This is a genomic window from Comamonas sp. 4034 (assembly GCF_050434545.1).
GTDB lineage: Bacteria > Pseudomonadota > Gammaproteobacteria > Burkholderiales > Burkholderiaceae_C > Comamonas > Comamonas odontotermitis.
Genome location: NZ_JBNDIT010000007.1, coordinates 55,518 through 76,561 on the forward strand (window position 1 = coordinate 55,518; position 21,044 = coordinate 76,561).

Sequence of the window (21,044 nt, forward strand, 5' to 3'; positions counted from 1 at the left end):
AGTAAATAGGCCGTCCCGGGCCTGCGCAGAACGGGCGCAGGCAAGACGGGAAAAAAATGTAAATGAAGCGCTTTCATTTGTAATATTTGGTGATTACATTTGAAATCATTTACATTCCAATTCTTAATCGATTAGTGCAATTCGATACGTAACGTTTAGTTTCTCAGAAAGGATGACAGGCAAACATAGGTGCTTATGTAAAGAAGATTAAAGATTGTTCATGCAATCACGTTATTGATAGTATTTATAATTGTTACAAACAATACTTTTGAAATAGATTTCTCGAATAAATGTTCAGGCTGAATATTCGGCTCTTGAATCGCCCACCATGGCGCCCATATGACGGATTGATTTCTGTTGACACGAGCCATCCTCATGACAAAACAAACCCATTCCTTTCAGGCGGAAGTAGCGCAGCTTCTGCATCTCGTCACCCACTCGCTGTACTCAAACCAGGAGATTTTTCTCCGGGAACTGATCTCCAATGCGTCAGACGCATGCGACAAATTGCGCTTTGAAGCACTGGGCGATGCCAGTCTCTATGGCGATCAGCCCAAGCTTGAGGTGCGTGTGTCCTTTGACCAGGCTGCCAAGACCCTGACGATCACCGATACCGGCATCGGCATGACGGAGCAGGAGGCCATCGACAACCTGGGCACGATTGCCAAGAGCGGTACCAAGGCCTTCATGGAAAAGCTCAGCGGCGACCAGAAGGTCGATTCGCAGTTGATCGGCCAGTTCGGTGTGGGCTTCTATTCCGGGTTCATCGTCGCCGACCGGATTTCGGTGGAATCACGTCGCGCCGGAGTGCCTGCATCCGACGGCGTGCGCTGGGTGAGCGGCGGATCGGGTGATTTCGAGGTGGAGCAGATCACCCGCGAAGAGCGCGGCACCAGCATCACCCTGCATCTGCGGCCCGAGGCTCATGAGTTTCTCAATGGCTACAAGCTCAAGCAGATCATCGCCAAGTACTCGGACCACATCAGCCTGCCGATCCTGATGGAGAAGGAGGAGTGGAAGGACGGCGAGAACGACCAGCCCGGTGAAATGGTCAAGACCGGCGAGTGGGAGACCGTCAACAAGGCGAGCGCCTTGTGGACCCGCGCCAAGAAGGACATCAGCGACGAGCAGTACAAGGACTTCTACAAGGCCATCAGCCATGACTTTGAAGATCCGCTGACCTGGAGCCACAACCGCGTTGAAGGCAACACCGAGTACACACAGCTGCTGTACATCCCCGCCAAGGCGCCGTTCGACCTGTACCAGCGTGACAAGCACGCCGGTATCAAGCTGTACGTCAAGCGCGTTTTCATCATGGACGATGCTGAGGCGCTGATGCCCCAGTACCTGCGGTTTGTGAAGGGTGTGATCGATTCGGCAGACCTGCCACTCAACGTGAGCCGCGAGTTGCTGCAGGAAAGCCGTGATGTGAAACTGATCCGTGATGGCTCGGTCAAGCGTGTGCTCTCCATGCTGGAAGACCTGGCCAGGCACGACAGGCATGATGCAGGTGCGGATGGCGACGTGACTGATGTGGTGAGCGAAGAAGACAAGGCCAAGGAAGGCAAGTACAGCCAGTTCTATGCCGAATTTGGCGCCGTGCTGAAAGAGGGCCTGGGCGAAGACATGGCCAACCGCGACCGCATTGCCAAGCTGCTGCGCTTTGCGTCGACGGCTCAGGACGGGGTCGTGACCTCGTTTGCCGATTACAAGGCCCGTATGAAGGAGGGACAGGACGCGATCTACTACATCACTGCCGATACGCTGGCCGCTGCCAAGAACAGCCCGCAACTCGAAGTCTTCAAGAAAAAGGGCATCGAGGTGCTCTTGATGACCGACCGCGTCGACGAATGGGCACTGAACTTTGTGCACGAGTTCGACGGCACGCCGCTGCAGTCCGTAGCCAAGGGCGCGGTCGACCTGGGCAAGCTGCAGGACGAAGCCGAAAAGAAGGCAGCCGAGGAAGCGGCAGAGGCCTTCAAGCCTGTGCTTGCCAAGCTGAAGGATGCGCTCAAGGACAAGGCAGAGGACGTGCGCGCCACCAGCCGCCTGGTCGATTCGCCAGCGTGCCTGGTGGTGCAGGACGGTGGCATGAGCCTGCAACTGGCCCGCATGCTCAAGCAAGCCGGCCAGGCCGCACCGGAGTCCAAGCCGGTGTTGGAGGTCAACCCCGAGCATCCGCTGATCAAGAAGCTGGACGGTAGTGTCCATTTCCATGATCTGGCTCAAATCGTGTTCGACCAGGCGGTGCTGGCCGAAGGCGGTCTGCCGGAAGACCCGGCTGCCTACGTCAAGCGGGTGAACGCGCTGCTGGCCTGATTTTCCGCGCTGAATCCGTCAGAGAAACAGCCCCCGCTCCATCAAGGGCCGGGGCTTTCTTTTTTGTCTTCTTTCTTTGCTTTTTGGCAGCCTTCTGCAAAAGCGGCGCAGCAACGCTGCGCGCTGCAGGTGTTGCGACGCCGGATGTGTTGCGGCGCGACGCCTTAGCATGAGTTGTTAACAGGTGTATTGGCGCGATTGGCCCCTTTCGGGGCTATATTTACCTCCATGAATGCTCCAGGCGGCGCAAATGGCAGGTGCGGGCCTGAACTGTCTGGCTGAAAAGCTCAGGTGAACGGCGCGGAGACCGCCGCAGTGACCAGGCACATTCCTGGCACCACGATCTCGCCGGGGCACAACGATAAACGCGATGCGGCAATGGATGGAAGACGTCCACCGTTCGAGTGAAGGCAAGCGATCACCATGGTTCGATTCTTTTTTGTTTTTCTGGGCATCCAGCTCACCCTGTTTGGTCTGAACATGCTCAACTGGGTGCAAAAGCATCTGGTGGAGCCGTGGACGGCACTGCTGGCCAAGATCTGTGCTTTCCTGGTGACCTGGTTCGACAAGTCCGCCGTTGCCGAAGGCAAGGTGCTGTGGAACCATGCCTCCAATTTTGGCGTGTCGATCGAGGCAGGATGCAATGGCATCGAAGCCTGCATTGTTCTGTTTGCCGCCATTCTTGCGTTTCCTTCCACATGGCGCCACAAGCTCATCGGCATGGTGCTGGGCTTTGTAGCGGTGCAGGCCATCAATATCGTGCGGGTGATCAGCCTGTTCTACCTGGGCCAGTGGAACATGACGGCCTTCAACTTTGCCCATGAATACCTGTGGCAGGCGCTCATCATGCTGGACGTGCTGGTGGTGTGGCTGGTGTGGGTGCGTGCGGGCCAGCGGGCCAAGCGGGCCGAGGATGGTTCGGACAGCTCGCCACCTTCGGGCAGCATCGCCGGGCAGAATGAGCCGGTGGCGGCCTGAATGTGATGTGAGCCAGCAGCATCGTACTGCTGGCCTTGTTGGACCCGAACAATGACACTCCTGCGTATGTAGCAGGAACCGGAGAGAAGAGGGATGAAGCGCTTAAACCCGATTCAGCGATTTGCCGTGCTGGCTTTTGTCGGCATCATCGTGCTGACCACGGTGTGGACCAAGCTGTCGCCATGGATCAGCTATCCGGTGGCCGTCATCTCCAAGGAAGGGCTTGAGGACTTGGCTGCGGGCTGGGTCAAGCAGGTGCAGATTTCCCCAGGCAAGATGGAGGTGGACACCAATGTCGGCATCGCGAACGCGCAGACGGGCGGGCGGTGGGTGGAGATTTCGGTGGACGCGGACCCGGGCCGCTATGCCTATGGTTTTCCCATCTTTCTTGCACTGCTGCTGGCGGCCTGGCGCAAAGGGCGGGTCTGGCGTGCCATTGTTGGCTATATCGTGCTGCTGCCATTTCAGGCATTCAGCATCTGCACCAGCCTGCTGATGCAGGTGGTGCTCGCCACCAATCTTGATCTGCGCCTGTTGAAGATATCGCAGGGCCAGCTCGAAGGCTTGGCCTATGGCTACCAGTTAGGCAGCCTTGTGCTTCCAACCCTGGTGCCATTTTTGCTGTGGCTGTGGATGGACCGCCAGTTCGTCAACGATGTTCTGGTGGAGGCCTGGAAGAAGAATATCCAGCCCCGGATCGCTCCCAAGCCCATGGTCGTGAAAGCGCCGCCACCCCCACCACCGGAGCAGGTGATCCGCCCTGCCGAAACGGGGGCCGAGATCTCGCACAGCATCAGCATCACATTGCCACCGCGCAATGACCGGTGAAACGGGCATTCAGCGCAGGCTGGAAGGCGCTGGCAGCTATTGATTTTGATTGTGCCCCCGGCAGCACGGCTCGACGGTTTCCAGCACCTCGGCAGCCGATATCTCGTTGACCGGGTGATGGCTGGGGTGGTGGAACAATACCTTTCTATGCAAAAACAGATTTCCGTGTGGCGAGTTGCAGCCATGGGCGCGGTGGCTGCGTTGTCTCTCTCCGCCTGCTCTCCTTACGTCGGCGTTGGCATTCCTGTCGGCCCGTTTTCGGTGGGTGTCGGCGTAGGCAGTGGCGGCGTCAGCGCTGGCGTGGGCACGGGCGTGGGCCCTGTCGGGGTCGGCGTGGGCGTCAACCAGAGTGGCCAGGTCACCGGCAATGCGGGTGTGGGGGTGGGCACTTCGGTGGGCGGCGCGAATGTCGGCGTGGGTGTGGGTACTGGCACAGTGCTCTACGATCCGGCTGCACCTTCGCCGGATGGGAGGCGTTCGCCCGAGCCTTCTGTGCCGGAGGCGGGGCGGGTGGTACCTGGTGCCCAACCCTCGCAGGCTGCGCCAGTGGGCGCTGAGGGTGGTGCGCTGCAATGGCGTGGTGCCGATGGCCAGACGGTGCCGGACTGCAAATTCCGCAGTGCGTGCTGACAGAAGGCGGCTACCGCCGATGCTGATACTTGTCTCGAATCGCGATCGTGCAGGAGATAATTTTTAACAGGTTTTTAAAAACAATAATTACATATTGATATTTAAAATGATTCATAAATAGGAGAAATTTATGAATCTATGCGCCTTCTTTCGCTCGTCGCGGCCCCGCCATCTCCGTCTTTCCATGGCAGGAATGCTGGCGGCCTCTGCCTTGTCCGCGGGGGCGCAGACGCCAGCGCCGCAGGTATTTGCCACGCCGGGCGTGCATACCTATGCCGTGCCTGCGGGCACCGGCAGTCTGCAGGTCATCATCAAGGGGGCAGCGGGCGGCGCAGGCGGATGGGATGACGCAATGGGTGGCAATGGTGTGGGCGGCACGGTAGTCACCGCCACCATTGCCGTGCAGGGTGGTGAAACGGTGAGCCTGCTCGTGGGCGAAGGGGGTGAAGGAGCGCTGGGAACGCCAAAGGCATCCTATGGGGTTGGTGCAGCAGGAGGGGGCGACGGCACGCGCCAGGATGCAGGCTCCGTTACGTCTGCCTTGCCGGGGGCTGGGGGCCGTGGTGGAAACCAGGGCACGCTCAATATCAGTCCGGGCGGGGCCGGCGGTGGTGGCGCTTCGCAACTGGTGGTGGCCGGCGCGGCCATTACGGCGGGCGGCGGTGGTGCTGGTGGCTCCAATTCACGTATTCGCGGCACCAGCGGCAACTGGAGTGTGCCTGGCTCGCCTGCGGCCAACAATCTGGTATTGAATGCGCAGGATGCGCAATGTGCCATGGCAGCCGTGGGCGGCAATGGCGAGAACGGCGGGAATGTGGACGGCGCTGGGGGCAGCGGTGGCGGTGGCAGCTACACCGGCCATGCTGGCGCAGGCGGCGTGCACGGGGTGGATGGCAGCGTCGATGTGAATGGCGCGCCGGGCGGCAGCGGCGATTCCTGCATCCTGGATGCAGGCAGCTACAAGATCACCGGGGCCAGCACTTCGCTGGGCAATCCTTCCATTGCGGCCAATGTCAAGGGCGTAGCCAACCCCTCGGGCGAAAACGGCAGCATCAGCATCACTGCAGTGCCTGCGCCGCCCAACAATGCCCCCAGCGCAGTCCCTGCGCTGAGCGGCACGGCAACGGTGGGCCAGGTACTGACGGGCAGCTACAGCTACGCCGATACCGAATCCGACCCAGAGAATGTCTCTGCCGCAGGCACGCAATACGTATGGGTACGCAGCGCCGCGCCAGGGCTGACGGCTTCGTCGCAGGGCACCGTGGTGCAATCGGGCGCGACCGCAGGCACTTCCTTGGCCTATACCCTGGTGGCTGCCGATGAGCACCAGTACCTGTCGTACTGTGTCACGCCAGTGGCGACCCAAGGCACCCTGACGGGGGCGCAAGCATGCTCGCTGGCGCTGGGGCCAATCGCTGCTGCGGTGGTGCCGCCCGAGCCAGTTCCTGTGGCACCAGCGCCCGTGCCGACGCTCGGGTGGGGCGCCTTGTTGCTGGCTTCTGCAGGGCTGGGCGGATTGGGGGCGCTGCTGTCCCGCCGCCAACTGCGCAGCGGCCGCAGGGTCTGAGGCGTATTTGCTTTGTTATTGATAGCAGTTGGCGCCTGATTTACAGGCGTCAAGTGTCATTTTGACCCAAATACATTGAAGCCATCCAGCGGTATCACACGTACAGCGGCGCTTCGTCCATCGCCTCCACCTGCGCATGCAGCAACTGGGTCTGTTCCTGCCAATAGGCATCGCTGCCGAACCAGGGAAAGTGGATGGGGAAGATCGGGTCATCAAAGCGGCGGGCGAGCCACGCGCTGTAATGGATGAGGCGCAGGGTGCGCAGCGGCTCGATCAGCACCAGCTCGCGCCGGTCAAAGGGCCGAAATTGTTCATAGCCTTCAATCAGGGTGGAGAGCTGCGCCGCCTGCTGCGCCCGGTTGCCTGACAGCAGCATCCACATGTCCTGCACCGCCGGTCCGGTGCGTGCGTCGTCCAGATCCACAAAATGCGGGCCACCGCCCGCCTCATCGGGGGGCACCCATAGCACGTTGCCAGGGTGGCAATCACCGTGCAGGCGCAGGGTCTGGCAAGGACCTGCGGCAAAGTGGCCGGTGGCATTGCCGGGGTCCATGATGTGGCGGATCTTTCCGATGGCGCGCAGGCAGGCATCGCTCCATGCGTTGCGCTGTGAAGGGGCAATGGCCTGGTGGCGCATCAGCCAGTCGTGGGGCTCCAGACCGAAATCGTGCACATTGATGGCCGGGCGCGAAACAAAGGGCTGGGCTGCGCCCACGGTATGGATGCGGGCCAGGAACCGGCCTGTCCACTCCAGCACGTCCCAGTCATCCAGATCGGGTTGCCGCCCGCCGCGCCAGGGCGATACCGAAAAGCTGAAGCCTGCGTGATGGTGCAGGCTGGTGCCGTTCAGGACGAGGGGCGCTACCACCGGCACTTCGGCATCAACCAGTTGCTGCGAGAAGGCATGCTCCTCGGCAATCTGGTCGTCACTCCAGCGGCCGGGGCGGTAGAACTTGGCGACCACCTTGCGGCCATCGTCCAGCCACACCTGGTAGACGCGGTTTTCATACGAGGCCAGCGGGTTCATCCGGCCGTCGCCCATCAGGCCCACATCTGCCAGCGCATCCAGCACCACATCGGGCGTGAGTGCAGCGTAGGCATGGAGCGCCTGGCCAGCGCCGGTGGCCGCAGCCGTGTCCAGGGCGGCAGGTTGGGTGTCATCATCAAAATGGTGGGTGTGCATGGCAGCCATTGTCTGCCGACTGGCTGGCCGTGGCTGTAATCCGGGGTGTGATCAACGGGATTGCTGAGAAATAGCGCTTTTGCGCAATGGCATCTATCGAAGATTGCTATCAATTTCGATGTTTCTGGTGAATTTTCCGGCGCATTCAGGCTGCCAAAGCACGGCCCGCGCAGTCCGCCATTCCCGTCAGACTGCACGGATTGCGGAGCAACCGCGTATCCTTGGCGGTTCTCTATGAACCAATTGCACTTGTTTTTGCCCTGCGCCGCCGGCGTCGAGGGCTTTTTGGCCGACGAAGTCCACGCCATCACCGGCGCTACGGGGCAAGACCTGCTGGTAAGCCGGGGCGGCGTGATGCTGCGCGGCATGTGGCGCGATGCCATGCTGCTCAATCTGCACAGCCGCCTCGCGCAGCGTGTGCTGGTCGAGCTGTCGCACAGCCTGTACCGCAACGAGAATGACCTGTACCGCGCCGCCAGCGAAGTGGCCTGGGAGATCTGGTTCTCCCCCAAGGAGACGTTCAAGATCGAAGTGACGGCCCAGCACAGCCCGCTGACCAGCCTGAATTTCGCTGCGCTGCGCGTGAAGGACGCGATCGCTGACCGCTTCCGCACCAAACGCAATGGCGTGCGCCCCAGCGTGGAAACGCACCACCCCGATGTGCGCGTGCACCTGCACCTGACCACGGATGGCGCCACCATCTACATCGACACCTCGGGCGAGGCGTTGTTCAAGCGCGGCTGGCGCGAAGACAAGGGCGACGCGCCGCTCAAGGAAACGCTGGCTGCAGCCATGATTGCCGCCAGCGGCTGGGACCCGCACGGCGATGATCCCCAGCCGCTGTACGACCCCTGCTGCGGCAGCGGTACCGTGGTGATCGAGGCCGCACAGATCGCACGACGCATTCCCGCCGGCATTCTGCGCCGCTTTGCATTTGAAAAGCTCGTGCCGTTTCAGCGCCATGTCTGGGAAGCCATGCTGGATGAGGCGGAGGCAGCCATCCTGCCCGAAAGTCCGGTAGGCATCTACGGATCGGACATTGCCTTCCGCATGGTCGACTTTGCCCAGCGCAATGCCGAGCGTGCAGGCGTGGCCGGCTCCATCCAACTGCGCGGCGGCGATGCACTGCAGCGCATGCCCCCGAGCGATCAGCCCGGCATGATGCTGCTGAACCCTCCCTATGGCGAGCGCATTGCTGCCGCCGGCAGCGCTGGCCGCAATGCGCAGGAGCGCATGGGTCAGGTGGCGCAGGTGGGCCGCGAAACCGCGCAGACCGAGGACGGCGGGGAGTTTTTCAGCCAGTTGGCCAGCCACTGGAAGAAGAACTACAGCGGCTGGAGCGCCTGGATGCTCACGCCCGACCTCAAGCTGCCCGGCAAGATGCGGCTCAAGGAATCGCGCCGCACGCCGATGTGGAACGGCCCCATCGAGTGCCGCCTGTTCCGCTTCGACATGGTCAAGGGTACCGTCAAACCGCGCAAGAATGAGAGTGATCAAGGCGCCCCGGAAGGCCCTGGCGCATGAAAATCGTGCTCAAGTGGCCCGCCTGCAACGATGGCTATGCAGGCCCGCTGCCACGCCCCGTGGTGCTCGACACCAACGTGGTGCTGGACATGCTGATCTTTGACGACCCGCATATTCCGCCCATCCGTGAACTCGTGGCCCAGGGCCATCTGCGCTGGATTGCCGACCAGGCCCAGCGCACCGAGCTGGAGCGCGTGCTGCACTACAGCCAGATCGCACCGCGCGTCAGCTTCTATGGCAAGACCCCCGAAGGCGTGATGGCAGCCTTCGACGCTGCGGTGCAATACGTGGCAGAAGCGCCCAAGATCCGCTTTACCTGCACCGACCCGGACGACCAGCACTTTCTGGACCTGGCCAGCCAGCACCAGGCACTGCTCGTCAGCAAGGACAAGGCCGTGCTCAAGCAGCGCAAGCGGGTGGCGACCTATTACGGAGCGACGGTGGGTAATATCGTGCAACTGGAGCCAGTGCCTGCTCCGGCGTGACCATTGCATTGCGCAGCATGGCAGGCGGTGCGGCATACACATCCGCTCTGACTTCTCTGGCGTGCATAAATTTTTGCAGCATGCCGCTGTTGCGCTGCAACCACCCAGGCCATGGCCGGTTTTGGGGCGGCAGAGGGTGTGAATGCGGAAGTGGCGCTAGCATAGACACACTTTCGTGCACAGGGACGGCCCTGTAACAGCATCGTCGCGATGCGCACTACTGCCAGGACGGCCTGGCCATTTCACACGACAGGAGTGCAATATGGCTTGGTTTGCTTTGCTGGTGGCGGGCGTTCTGGAAGTGCTGTGGGCTTACACCATGAAGCAGTCGCACGGTTTCTCCAACCTCAAATACAGCGCCGTCACCCTGGTGGCGATGGCTGCCAGCTTCGGGCTTCTCGCCTATGCCATGCGCAGCCTGCCGCTGGGCACGGCCTACACCATCTGGACGGGCATCGGCGCCGTCGGCTCGTTCATTGTGGGCGTGCTGGTGCTGGGCGAGGCCCTGTCGGCCATGCGCATGACGGCGGCGGTGCTGATCGTGGCGGGATTGGTGCTGATGAAGATATCTTCCAGCTGAAACGGCAGAGGGCGCTTTCCCATAAAGCGCCTGTAGCTCTCTTTTGTATAGCATTTCCAATGGGTGAAGCGCATCACGGCTCTGCGGCGCATCAGGTGCAAACCAGACGCAGACCTGGTGCAATTGAGCAGGCTGCGACAATGGCGGGATGACCGACGCCTCTATTTCTGCAATGGCAGCGCAACGCAAGCATGCGTCGCGGCTGACCACCTTGGACAAAACCCGCATTGACGACACGCGCATCAAGATCGTGCGCCCGCTGCTCACGCCTGCGCTGCTGGAGGAGTGGCTGCCGATCCCGGATGAGGCATCCCATCTGGTGGAATCGAGCCGCGCCGCCATCTCGCGCGTTCTGCATGGGCAGGACGACCGGCTGATCGTGGTGGTGGGGCCTTGCTCCATCCACGACCACGATCTGGCCATGGATTACGCCCGCCAGCTCAAGCTGCAGGCCGATGCGTTGAAGGACGATCTGCTGATCGTCATGCGTGTGTACTTCGAGAAGCCTCGCACCACGGTGGGCTGGAAAGGCTACATCAACGATCCCTACCGCGATGGCAGCTTTGCCGTCAACGAGGGACTGGAGCTGGCGCGCCGCCTGTTGCTCGATGTGCTGGCGCTGGGCCTGCCTGCGGGAACGGAGTTTCTCGATCTGCTCTCGCCGCAGTTCATCAGCGACCTGGTCAGCTGGGGCGCCATCGGTGCGCGCACCACCGAAAGCCAGAGCCACCGCCAGCTGGCCAGTGGCCTCTCGTGTCCCGTGGGCTTCAAGAACGGCACCGATGGCGGCGTGAAGGTGGCAAGCGATGCCATTCTGGCAGCACAGTCCTCGCACGCCTTCATGGGCATGACCAAGATGGGCCAGAGCGCCATCTTCGAGACGCGCGGCAACCAGGATTGCCACATCATCCTGCGTGGTGGCAAGGCGCCCAACTACGACGCAGCTAATGTGCAGGCGGCTTGTGAGCTGCTCGAAAAATCGGGCCTGCGCCCGCAGGTGATGATCGACCTGTCGCACGCCAACAGCAGCAAGCAGCACCGCCGCCAGATCGACGTGGCCGCTGATGTGGCGCAGCAAGTGGCTGGTGGCGACCAGCGTATCACTGGGGTGATGATCGAAAGCCACATCCACGAAGGCCGGCAGGACATTGTGGACGGGCAGGAGTTGCAGTACGGCGTGTCGCTCACCGACGCCTGCATCAGCATGGAACAGACGATTCCCGTGCTGCAGCAGCTGGCGCAGGCGGTGCGCGCACGCCGGAAGATCTGAATGTAGACGGGTTGTGGCGCTGAGGGAGAAGACAATGCCGTCTTCTCTTCTCTTCTCTCTGGTATCGCTTCTATCGCTGCTGTTGCGGTTAGCGCTGGGCAGCGCCCACCATGATGACGGCCATGCCCGCCAGGCACAGCGCAACGCCTGCGGCATCCCAGGCGCTGGGGCGCACGCCATCCACCAGCCACAACCAGGCAATGGCCACGGTGACATACACGCCGCCATAGGCTGCATACACGCGGCCGGACGCCGTGGGGTGCAAGGTCAGCAACCAGACGAAGGCGCACAGCGACAACGCCGCAGGCAGCAACACCCACACAGGCGCCTTTTCCTTGGTCCACAGGTAGGGCAGATAGCAGCCCAGGATTTCGGCAATCGCGGTCAGAACGAACAGGGCGGTGGTGGTCAGGAGTTGCATGGGCCGGCAAAGTCTGGAAGGCGCGCTGCCAGATCGGCGTCGTGCCGGGCCAGCGTGTGCAATTGTGCAAAAGCGGTCCTGGCTGCCACCGTCTCCTGCGAGCCGCAGGTCTGCAGGTAGGCGTCCAGAAAGGGCTGCGCTGTGTCGGCGAGGGCGAGCCATGCCGGAGCACAGTCCAGCAGCGCGTGGCATCCCATCTCGCTGCGGCCGAGTTGGCTGATGGCCCACAGCGCCGATTGTGCTTCCACGTCGTCCAGGTCGGCATGGTCCTGCACCAGCAGATCCAGTGCCTGCTGCTTGTCGGCATCGGGCACGGAGGGGTCGGCAAACAGGCGCCCCAGCTCTGCAATGACGGGGACGCGCGATGGAAGGCCGTGGTTGTTCAGGCTCATGGGCAGGAAATTTTGCAGGGGCTCCCTAGGGCAAGCCATGGGAATGAAGGACGCAAATTCCGATTAGAATTTTGTGAGACAAAAGTCTCGTAATCGATAATTTTTTGACGGATTTATGAACTCTGACGCGGATGGAAAGCTGGTCAGCGCCTTGGTGCGCGGCATCAGCATTTTGCAATGCTTCAACAACAAGCGCCAGGAACTCAGCGGCAAAGAGCTGATGGATTTGACGGGATTGCCCAAACCCACCCTGTTCCGCCTGACGGAGACACTGTGCGAGCTGGGCCTGTTGCGCTATTCCGAGCGCCTGTCCAAATACGTGCCGGGTGTGGCGCTGCTCAATCTCGCCTCACCCGTGCTGGCGCGGATGACGATGCGGCAGTTTGCCCGCACGCAGATGGAGGAACTGGCCAACTACATGGGTGGCCAGATCCAGCTGAACGTGGGCAGCGGCCGCGAACTGGTGCTGGTGGAGCTGGCCAAGGGCATTGAAGACAAGCTGTTCGCCCCGGAGATCGGCGTGGGAATTTCGCTCTCGCGCACCGCCACGGGCCGCGCCTATCTGCTGGCCTTGCCGCAGGCGCAGCGCGAAAGTTATCTGACTGACCTGGCGGCACGCGATGCAGAGCGCGCCACGCAATTGCGTGCGCGCCTCGACGATGCCCGGCGCGATTTGGCCGAACATGGCTTTTGCCGCAGCCACGGCGATCTGCACCGAGAGATCCAGTCGATTGCCGTGCCGCTCTCCAAGCCGCAGGACGGCGAGTACTGGGTATTTGCCGCATCGGTGCCTTCGTACAACCCCAAGAGCGGCCACATGGAAACCGACATCGGCCCACGCCTCATCACGCTGGTGCGCTCGGTCGAAGCAGTATTGGGCGGTACAGGGGTGTGACGGCGCAGCGCTATTGATTTGATATTGATTGTGCCCGCCAGAAAAGCGCTACAAGGCATTTTCATAAGAATATGGAGACAGCATGAAAGTACTGGACAGCATTAAGGTTCTGGAGATCGGCGGCCTCGGCCCCGGCCCGTTCTGCGCCATGCACCTGGCCGACCTGGGGGCCGATGTGATCTCCGTCGTGCGCGAGGAAAAGCATGCCGCCCCCACGGGCAATCTGCTCAACCGCGGCAAGCGCTCGGTATTTGCCGACCTGAAGGCGCCTGAAGGCAAGGCCCTGGTGCTGGCCCTGGTGCAAGACGCTGACGTGCTGATCGAAGGCATGCGCCCGGGCGTGATGGAGCGCCTGGGCCTGGGCCCGGCCGAATGCATGGCAATCAACCGCCGGCTGGTGTATGGCCGCATGACGGGCTGGGGCCAGAGCGGCCCGCTCAGCCCCCGGGCCGGGCACGACAACAACTATGCGGCGCTGTCTGGCGCTCTGTGGGGCTGCAGCCCGGCAGATGCGCGCCCTGTATCGTCGTTCGCCATGGTGGGCGATATCGGCGGCGGTGCACTCTACCTGATGACGGGCTTGCTGGCGGGCGTCATCAACGCGCGCCAGACCGGTCAGGGCACGGTGGTGGACGCCGCGATTGTGGATGGTGCCGCCCACATGCTGAACCTGGCGCTGAGTGCCCGGCAAAAGGGCGTGGTCACCGACACGCGCGGCACCAGCATCCACGACAGCGCGCCTTTTTACGAAACCTATGTCTGCGCTGACGGCGCCCACATCACCATTGGCAGCATCGAGCCGCAGTTCTACACCTTGCTGCTGCATACCTTGGGCCTGGCGGATGATGCTGATTTTGAGACTCCTCAATGGGACCAGGCCGCCTGGCCCCGGCGCCGCGCGCGCCTGCAGGCCATCTTCATCACCCAGCCGCGCAGCCACTGGCAGCAGGTGTTCGAAGGCACCGATGTATGTTTTGGCGCGGTACTGAGCCCGCTGGAAGCGTCGCAACACCCCCACATGCAATCGCGCAGTGTGTATGGCGAGCAAGGGGGCGTTCTGCAGGCCGCGCCTGCGCCGCGCTTTGATGGCGCCGCCTACGCCACCAACGCCATGTGCGCGGCAGGCGCGCATACCGAAGCGGTGCTGGCGGCGGTGCAGGCCGGCGATGCGCGCGGCGCTTGGCGGCAAGGATGAAGCGGATTGCTATCAAAAACAATGTGCCAGCGCATACTGTGCGGGCACTGGCGGCCGTTTGGGCACCAACCTGCAATGCAGGCCGTAATGCGGTACAACAGGCACTTGAACGCGTTCCTGCTGTTCTCACCCCTTGCATCGTCGCCGCACCATGAGCATCGCCGTCTTCTACCTGCACAACACCAACCCCGACACAGCGGGCGAAGCCAACTGGCAGCCCCGCTGCATTGCCTACACCGATCAGCAGATGAGCGAGGCCCTGGCGCAGTGCCAGGCATTGCGCAGCGATGCGCGCAATGCGCATGTGGTCATCTCGTCGGAGCTGCGCGACATGGTGGGCAAGATTGGTGTGGCTGCAGTCGAAGGCGGCCAGACGCCCGATGGCCAAACCTACGACTGGAGCAAGGCAGGCCGCGCGGGCAACAGCCGAAAGAACGCCATGGAGCCGCCCAGGCAGCGCAAGGACATGGATTCCTGAGCGCCGCTGTTCCTATCGTCTTTTGCTATCAAAAACAAAGTGATGAATGCCGCAGATATTGCGCGCGCGGCTGATTGCTCATCCAAATTTGCACATCTTGCCCGGTGCGGCACGCCCCCACTCGGCTATCGCCACCCGGGTGCCACCCGAAAACACTAAAATCAAGGGTTTTGACCGCTTTGCGGGCTAAGAACGTGTTTACGATCTCTACGCAGCCGCGTTGGAGTGCAATCGGGATGAGTTCTAAGGCCGCAGTGCTTGCATGCAGCTGGGCCATGCCGCCATGTGCCGTGGAGCATAGGCGTGGGGCGGCGAACTGTATCACCACCAGATTCTCATGTTGACCTTCCAACAAATCATCCTGAAGCTGCAGCAGTACTGGGCCGACCAGGGCTGCGCGCTCTTGCAACCCTACGACATGGAAGTGGGCGCAGGCACCTCGCACACGGCCACCTTCCTGCGCGCCATTGGCCCCGAGCCCTGGAAGGCTGCGTATGTGCAGCCCAGCCGCCGCCCCAAGGACGGCCGCTATGGCGAAAACCCCAACCGGGGCCAGCATTACTACCAGTTCCAGGTGGTGCTCAAGCCTGCGCCAGCCAACATTCTGGATCTGTACCTGGGATCGCTCGAAGCCCTGGGCTTTGACCTGAAGAAGAACGACATCCGCTTTGTCGAGGACGACTGGGAAAATCCCACCCTGGGCGCCTGGGGCCTGGGCTGGGAAGTCTGGCTCAACGGCATGGAAGTGACGCAGTTCACCTACTTCCAGCAGGTGGGCGGCATCGACTGCAAGCCCGCGACCGGCGAAATCACCTACGGCCTGGAGCGTCTGGCGATGTACCTGCAGGGCGTCGAGAACATGTACGACCTGGTCTGGACGGTGGATGCCGATGGCCGCAAGCTCAGCTATGGCGATGTGTTCCACCAGAACGAGGTGGAGCAATCCGCGTACAACTTCGAGCACTCCGATGCCGATTTCCTGTTCACCGCCTTTGCCGCGCACGAAAAGCAGGCCAAGCACCTGATGGAGGCACAGTTGGCATTGCCCGCCTATGAGCAGGTGCTCAAGGCCGCCCACACCTTCAACCTGCTGGATGCCCGTGGCGCGATCAGCGTGACCGAGCGCGCTGCCTACATTGGCCGCATCCGCAACCTGGCTCGCGCAGTGGCGCAAAGCTACTACGACAGCCGCGAGCGCCTGGGCTTTCCGATGGCGCCGCGTGAATGGGTCGCGCAGATGCCTGCCAAGGCTGCTGCCTGATTCTGTATCTGTAAGCCGCGTCCATGCCCACCATCTTCACGCATGTTGCCGTCCCGGTTGCCGCAGCGCTGGCACTGGGCAGCCGCCGTGTGCCGCCCAGCATGCTGCTGATAGGGTGCCTGGCCGCCATCGTGCCGGATTTTGATGGCATCCCCCACCAGTTTGGCTGGCAGGGGCTGGGCATGTGGGGCCACCGCGGCTTCACCCATACCGCCCTGTTTGCTGCGCTGATGGGCCTCATCGGTCTGCTGCTGGCCAGGTGGTGGAAGGTGCCGCGCATTGCTGGCTTTGTGTGGCTGTTTGCCTGCACCGTGTCGCACCCCCTGCTGGACATGATGACCAGCGGCGGCAGTGGCATTGCGCTGTGGTGGCCTTTTACCAGTGAACGTTTTTTCAGTCCGTGGCGGCCGATTGCCGTGTCGCCCATCCTGGCGGACCGCTTTTTCTCGCAGCGCGGCATGCAGGTGATGGTCAGTGAACTCTACAGCGTATGGTTCCCACTGCTGACCATCGGCCTGTCTATCTTTGCGTTGCGCCATACCCGGAAATCCTGATGACTTCCTCTCCCAATCTTCTGGTCGAACTGTTTGTTGAAGAGCTGCCTCCCAAGGCGCTCAAAAAGCTGGGCGAAGCATTTGCCCAGGTGCTGCTCGCGCAATTGCGTGCGCAGGGTCTGGCGGGCGACGCCTCGCAACTGACGGCCTACGCCTCGCCACGCCGCCTGGCTGCCCACATCACCGATGTGCTGCCCCGCGCCGCCGACAAGCAGGTTTCGCAAAAACTGATGCCCGTGACCGTGGGCTTGACAGCCGACGGCCAGGCCACGCCCGCGCTGCTCAAGAAACTGGCCGCACTGGGTGCAGATGCCGCCGCCGTGCCTCAACTCAAGCGCGCGCCGGACGGCAAGGCCGAGGCACTGTTCTACGACAGCACCGTGGCTGGCGCCACCTTGGCCGAAGGCCTGCAGAAGGCGCTGACCGAAGCGATTGCCAAGCTGCCCATCCCCAAGGTCATGACCTACCAGCTTGAAAGCAACTGCGATCTGCCCGGCTGGAGCAGCGTGCAGTTCGTGCGCCCCGCGCACGGCCTGGTGGCGCTGCACGGCTCGCAGGTGCTGGAATCCATCGAAGCCCTGGGCCTGAAGGCGGGCAACACCACGCACGGCCACCGCTTTGAGGCACTGGCCGACCCGGTGCTGATCGCCAACGCCGACAGCTATGCACAGACCCTGGCCGAGCAGGGTGCCGTGATTGCCAGTTTCGATGAACGCAAGGCCACCATCGCCCGCCAGCTCAAGGAGGCTGCCGAGCGTGTGGGCGGAGGCGTTCGCGCCATCGAAGACGAAGCATTGCTGGACGAAGTGACCGCCCTGGTCGAGCGCCCCAACGTACTGGTTTGCCAGTTCGAGAAGGAATTTCTGGACGTCCCCCAGGAATGCCTGATTCTGACCATGAAGGCCAACCAGAAGTACTTCCCGCTGCTGGACGCTGCTGGCAAGCTGACCCACCAGTTCCTGGTTGTCAGCAACATCAGCCCCGCAGACGCGTCGGCGGTGATCGGCGGCAACGAGCGCGTGGTGCGCCCGCGCCTGGCCGATGCCAAGTTCTTCTTTGACCAGGATCGCAAGAAAACGCTGGAATCGCGCGCGCCGCTGCTGGCCAAGGTGGTGTACCACAACAAGCTGGGCACGCAGGGTGAGCGCGTGCAGCGCGTGCGCGCCATCGCCAAGAGCATTGCCCAGCAACTGGGCGCCACGGCGCTGGGCAAGCAGGTGGACCAGGCTGCATTACTGGCCAAGACGGATCTGGTGACCGACATGGTGGGCGAGTTCCCGGAGCTGCAAGGCACGATGGGCCGCTACTACGCGCTCAACGACAAGCTTGACGTGGCCGTGGCCGATGCCATCGAAGACCACTACAAGCCTCGTTTTGCCGGCGACGAGCTGCCGCGCGGCGAAGTAGGCGTGATCGTTGCACTGGCCGACAAGCTGGAAACCCTGGTCGGCATGTTCGGCATCGGCAACCTGCCCACCGGCGACCGCGACCCGTTTGCACTGCGCCGCCATGCGCTGGGCGTGATCCGCATGCTGGTGGAGAAGGACTTGCCGCTGGACCTGGACACCCTGCTGGTCAGCACGCTGCCTGCGTTTGGCGACAAGATCGAAGACGCTACGCCAGCGCTCTCGGACTTCATCTATGACCGCCTGGCTGGCAGCCTGCGTGAGCAAGGCTTCAGTGCGCAGGAAGTGGACGCTGTGCTCGCCCACCGTCCGCAGCGTCTGGCCGATGTGCAAAAGCGCCTGGAAGCCGTGCGTGCCTTTGCCGCCTTGCCCGAGGCGCCAGCCCTTGCTGCGGCCAACAAGCGCGTGGGCAACATCCTGAAAAAGGCGGACGCCCCCGTCAGCCCCAATGTCAACGAAGCCGTGCTGCAGGAACAGGCCGAAAAAGACCTCTACGCAGCCCTGCAGACCGTGGCCCCCAAGGCCCATGCCCAGTTTGCGGCGGGTGACTACACTGCCAGCCTGCAGACCCTGGCCGCCTTGCGCGCCCCGGTCGACGCCTTCTTCGAGCATGTGATGGTGAATGCGGAAGACCCGGCGCTCAAGGCCAACCGTCTGGGCCTGCTGGCCACCCTGCACGATGCGATGAACCGCGTGGCCGACCTGTCCCGTCTGGTCGCCGCCTGATTCTCTGGGTACACTGGTTCCCAGCGGGTCAGAAGCCTGCTGCCGCCCGTGCGGTGGCAGGCAACAACGATGAGGACTGACGCCAGCCAGGATGCGCAACGGGCCGAGCCATGGGCGCCGTCTGTTGCCGGATCCGGATTTGCGGAGGTCGGTACAACAAGGGGACGGTTATGAAACTCGCCATCATCGAGCGCGACGGCATCGTCGGTCAGCCGGTCACGGGCCAGCTCACTGGCCACCACGACTGGCATGTACTGCCCGATGCCGCCAGCGGCATTGCACGGCTCAACCTGTCGGGCTGGCATGTAGTGCTGGTGGCCAACCAGCCCGGCTTGGAGCGCGGCCTGTACGATTGCGCTGCACTCAACGACTACCACCGCCAGATGTACAAGGACCTGGCCATGGTGGGCGCCAAGGTCGATGCCGTCTTCTTCTGCCCGCACGCCCCAGAGGACCATTGCGACTGCTGGGCACCGCAGGCCACCTTGCTGCGCCAGATCACGGAGCGGTTCAATACCGAGGCCGGCAAGGTTGCCGTCGTGGCGCGCAGCACCGAGCTGTTGCAGGCGGCTGCCAGCCTGGGCGCCTGCCTGCACTGGATTGCGCCGGCCGATGCGGCCACAGCACACCCGCAATGCCCATCGGCCCAGGCCGCGCAGCACGCCACTCTGGCGCAGTGCACCGAGGTTCTGCTGCACTGGCAACCGCCCAAATCCCCGTCGCAGCTGGCTGCCGCATAAACCGGCTGCTGCATCAAAGGCCAAAGACAAGCCCCGCATGGCGGGGCTTGTCTTTGAAGCAGGTGCTGCTTTACTTGCGCATGGCGCGCGACTGGCTGTGCACTGCTTCGACGAGTGCGGCCACATGCTCGGGTGGCGTGAACTGGCTGATGCCATGGCCCAGATTGAAGATGTGCGTGGGGCCGGTGGTGGTGCTGTCGGTGTGCGGCTTGCCAAAGCTGCGGAGCACGGACTGCACCTGCTCCGCAATGCGCTCGGGCGGGGCGAACAGCACGTTCGGGTCGATATTGCCTTGCAACGCCTTGCCCGGGCCACCCACTGTGCCACCAACGACAGCGCGCGCATGGCCCAGGTTGGCCGTCCAGTCGAGGCCCAGCACTTCGCAATCCAGTGCGTTCATGTCCTGCAGCCAGATGCCGCCGCCCTTGGTGAAGACGATGCGGGGCACGTCCTGGCCATCGGCGCCGTGGCGCTTCAACTGGCTGAGTACACGTTTGGTATAGGCCAGGCTGAACTGCTGGAACATGCCGTCGGCCAGCACGCCGCCCCAGCTGTCAAAAATCATCACCGCCTGCGCGCCCGCGTCGATCTGCGCATTCAAATACGCCGCCACGCTGTCGGCGTTGATTTCGAGGATGCGGTGCATCAAGTCGGGGCGCGCATACATCAGCGATTTGACCTGGCGGTAGTCGTCGCTGCCTTTGCCTTCGACCATGTAGCAGGCCAGCGTCCAGGGGCTGCCGGAAAAACCGATCAACGGCACGCGGCCATGGAGCGCGTGGCGGATGCTGGTGACGGCATCGAATACATAGCGCAGCTTGTCCATGTCGGGCACGGCCAGCTCTGCGACTGCCGCCTCGTCGCGCACATTCCTCGCAAAGCGAGGGCCTTCGCCTTCGGCAAACGACAGGCCCAGGCCCATGGCATCGGGAACGGTCAGGATGTCGGAGAACAGGATAGCCGCGTCGAGCGGAAAACGCTCCAGCGGCTGCAGGGTGACTTCGGTTGCATAGTCCACATTCGTGGCCAGGCCCATGAAACTGCCCGCCTTGGCGCGCGTGGCCTTGTATTCGGGTAGGTAGCGGCCAGCCTGGCGCATCAGCCACAGGGGCGTGTAGTCGGTGGCCTGGCGGCGGCAGGCGCGCAAAAAGGTGTCGTTGTGCAGAGGGGCAAAGGTCGTGCTCATGGCCTGATTGTCGCCCAGTGACGCAAGGCCGCCGGGGAGAACCTGACTGTGGGTACCGCCTTCACGGCATAGGGCTAATCGCTGTGGCCTGCACTTGGGGTGCCGTAGAGGCGAAAGGCCCATTTCAGCCCGGTGATAGAATTGCGCATCGCCCTGAGAATCATTTCTCCAGGGCGTTTCGTTTCGGAAGGTGCTCGCCTTGGCGAGTGAAACGGGAACAAGGTGCGGTCGATCGACCCAGGCCTTGGCTGCCCCCGCAACGGTATGCAGGAAAACACCCCAGGCAAGCGCTCTGTGCGTTTGCAGCCACTGGATCGGCGTGTGCGCTCCAACATGGAGCGCTGCACGCTACCGGGAAGGTGGGGTTTGGGTCCGAGATGGATCGCCTGCGAGCCCGGAGACCGGCCCGCCGATGTTCACAGCGCA

Annotated in this window: 20 protein-coding genes and 1 riboswitch; of the genes, 16 read left to right on the forward strand and 4 right to left on the reverse strand. The window is 62.6% G+C overall.

The window, feature by feature from the left end:
- Positions 1 to 375: 375 nt before the first annotated feature.
- The 5 genes from htpG (at position 376) to ABIE32_RS09510 (ending at position 6,322) form a co-directional block, all read left to right on the forward strand.
- Positions 376 to 2,319, forward strand: a complete 1,944-nt coding sequence (gene htpG / locus ABIE32_RS09490; protein WP_429015502.1) for a molecular chaperone HtpG — start codon at positions 376 to 378, stop codon at positions 2,317 to 2,319.
- 423 nt (positions 2,320 to 2,742) lie between these two features.
- On the forward strand, positions 2,743 to 3,297 hold the full coding sequence (xrtH, locus tag ABIE32_RS09495) for an exosortase H (RefSeq protein WP_429015505.1): 555 nt from the start codon (positions 2,743 to 2,745) through the stop codon (positions 3,295 to 3,297).
- A 93-nt stretch (positions 3,298 to 3,390) separates the two neighbouring features.
- Entirely contained in the window at positions 3,391 to 4,125 is a 735-nt protein-coding gene (locus ABIE32_RS09500) for an exosortase H-associated membrane protein (protein WP_429015507.1), read from the forward strand.
- A 147-nt stretch (positions 4,126 to 4,272) separates the two neighbouring features.
- The gene (locus ABIE32_RS09505) at positions 4,273 to 4,755 is read left to right on the forward strand and encodes a hypothetical protein (protein ID WP_429015509.1); all 483 of its coding nucleotides are present in this window, start codon (positions 4,273 to 4,275) and stop codon (positions 4,753 to 4,755) included.
- Positions 4,756 to 4,939: 184 nt separating this feature from the next.
- The gene (locus tag ABIE32_RS09510) at positions 4,940 to 6,322 is read left to right on the forward strand and encodes a hypothetical protein (protein ID WP_429015512.1); all 1,383 of its coding nucleotides are present in this window, start codon (positions 4,940 to 4,942) and stop codon (positions 6,320 to 6,322) included.
- 94 nt (positions 6,323 to 6,416) lie between these two features.
- Here the strand turns inward: ABIE32_RS09510 and ABIE32_RS09515 are convergent, their stop codons facing one another.
- Positions 6,417 to 7,505: a serine/threonine protein kinase gene (locus ABIE32_RS09515; RefSeq protein WP_429015513.1), complete on the reverse strand. Its 1,089-nt coding sequence runs from the start codon at positions 7,503 to 7,505 to the stop codon at positions 6,417 to 6,419.
- Positions 7,506 to 7,739: 234 nt separating this feature from the next.
- Between ABIE32_RS09515 and ABIE32_RS09520 the strand changes: the two genes are divergently transcribed.
- The 4 genes from ABIE32_RS09520 to ABIE32_RS09535 all read left to right on the forward strand — a co-directional run bounded on the left by ABIE32_RS09520 (position 7,740) and on the right by ABIE32_RS09535 (position 11,364).
- The gene (locus tag ABIE32_RS09520; RefSeq protein ID WP_429015515.1) at positions 7,740 to 9,029 is read left to right on the forward strand and encodes a THUMP domain-containing class I SAM-dependent RNA methyltransferase; all 1,290 of its coding nucleotides are present in this window, start codon (positions 7,740 to 7,742) and stop codon (positions 9,027 to 9,029) included.
- Entirely contained in the window at positions 9,026 to 9,514 is a 489-nt protein-coding gene (locus tag ABIE32_RS09525) for a putative toxin-antitoxin system toxin component, PIN family (RefSeq protein ID WP_224150468.1), read from the forward strand. Before ABIE32_RS09520 ends, ABIE32_RS09525 begins: the two co-directional genes overlap by 4 nt.
- 262 nt (positions 9,515 to 9,776) lie before the next feature.
- Positions 9,777 to 10,094, forward strand: coding sequence for a DMT family transporter (locus ABIE32_RS09530; RefSeq protein ID WP_184704138.1), 318 nt, complete (start codon positions 9,777 to 9,779; stop codon positions 10,092 to 10,094).
- A 148-nt stretch (positions 10,095 to 10,242) separates the two neighbouring features.
- Positions 10,243 to 11,364 (forward strand): 3-deoxy-7-phosphoheptulonate synthase, encoded by a 1,122-nt coding sequence (locus ABIE32_RS09535; protein WP_317986718.1) that lies wholly within the window; start codon positions 10,243 to 10,245, stop codon positions 11,362 to 11,364.
- Positions 11,365 to 11,452: 88 nt separating this feature from the next.
- On the opposite strand, the gene ABIE32_RS09540 is transcribed toward ABIE32_RS09535, so the two are convergent.
- Both ABIE32_RS09540 and ABIE32_RS09545 read right to left on the reverse strand, forming a co-directional pair.
- Positions 11,453 to 11,785 carry a YnfA family protein gene (locus tag ABIE32_RS09540; protein WP_429015517.1) on the reverse strand — a complete coding sequence of 111 codons (333 nt, stop codon included), beginning with the start codon at positions 11,783 to 11,785 and terminating at the stop codon, positions 11,453 to 11,455.
- Complete coding sequence (locus tag ABIE32_RS09545; RefSeq protein ID WP_429015519.1) at positions 11,773 to 12,177, reverse strand: hypothetical protein; 405 nt, start codon at positions 12,175 to 12,177, stop codon at positions 11,773 to 11,775. Before ABIE32_RS09545 ends, ABIE32_RS09540 begins: the two co-directional genes overlap by 13 nt.
- Before the next feature lie 115 nt (positions 12,178 to 12,292).
- Between ABIE32_RS09545 and ABIE32_RS09550 the strand changes: the two genes are divergently transcribed.
- From ABIE32_RS09550 to ABIE32_RS09580, 7 genes are all read left to right on the forward strand, one after another.
- Entirely contained in the window at positions 12,293 to 13,072 is a 780-nt protein-coding gene (locus ABIE32_RS09550; protein WP_429015522.1) for an IclR family transcriptional regulator, read from the forward strand.
- A gap of 82 nt (positions 13,073 to 13,154) precedes the next feature.
- On the forward strand, positions 13,155 to 14,267 hold the full coding sequence (locus ABIE32_RS09555) for a CaiB/BaiF CoA transferase family protein (RefSeq protein ID WP_429015525.1): 1,113 nt from the start codon (positions 13,155 to 13,157) through the stop codon (positions 14,265 to 14,267).
- 151 nt (positions 14,268 to 14,418) lie between these two features.
- Positions 14,419 to 14,745: a hypothetical protein gene (locus tag ABIE32_RS09560; RefSeq protein WP_224150463.1), complete on the forward strand. Its 327-nt coding sequence runs from the start codon at positions 14,419 to 14,421 to the stop codon at positions 14,743 to 14,745.
- Between the two features lie 337 nt (positions 14,746 to 15,082).
- Entirely contained in the window at positions 15,083 to 16,006 is a 924-nt protein-coding gene (glyQ, locus tag ABIE32_RS09565; RefSeq protein ID WP_224150462.1) for a glycine--tRNA ligase subunit alpha, read from the forward strand.
- Positions 16,007 to 16,029: 23 nt separating this feature from the next.
- Positions 16,030 to 16,560, forward strand: coding sequence for a metal-dependent hydrolase (locus ABIE32_RS09570; protein ID WP_429015527.1), 531 nt, complete (start codon positions 16,030 to 16,032; stop codon positions 16,558 to 16,560).
- Entirely contained in the window at positions 16,560 to 18,692 is a 2,133-nt protein-coding gene (gene glyS, locus ABIE32_RS09575; RefSeq protein ID WP_429015529.1) for a glycine--tRNA ligase subunit beta, read from the forward strand. The genes ABIE32_RS09570 and glyS overlap by 1 nt, the downstream gene beginning before the upstream one ends.
- A 170-nt stretch (positions 18,693 to 18,862) precedes the next feature.
- On the forward strand, positions 18,863 to 19,432 hold the full coding sequence (locus tag ABIE32_RS09580; RefSeq protein ID WP_224150459.1) for a histidinol phosphate phosphatase: 570 nt from the start codon (positions 18,863 to 18,865) through the stop codon (positions 19,430 to 19,432).
- 70 nt (positions 19,433 to 19,502) lie between these two features.
- Here ABIE32_RS09580 and hemE read toward each other — a convergent pair whose 3' ends face one another.
- The gene (hemE, locus tag ABIE32_RS09585; protein WP_429015532.1) at positions 19,503 to 20,618 is read right to left on the reverse strand and encodes a uroporphyrinogen decarboxylase; all 1,116 of its coding nucleotides are present in this window, start codon (positions 20,616 to 20,618) and stop codon (positions 19,503 to 19,505) included.
- A 171-nt stretch (positions 20,619 to 20,789) separates the two neighbouring features.
- Positions 20,790 to 21,042, forward strand: a riboswitch (cobalamin riboswitch).
- Positions 21,043 to 21,044 lie beyond the last annotated feature (2 nt).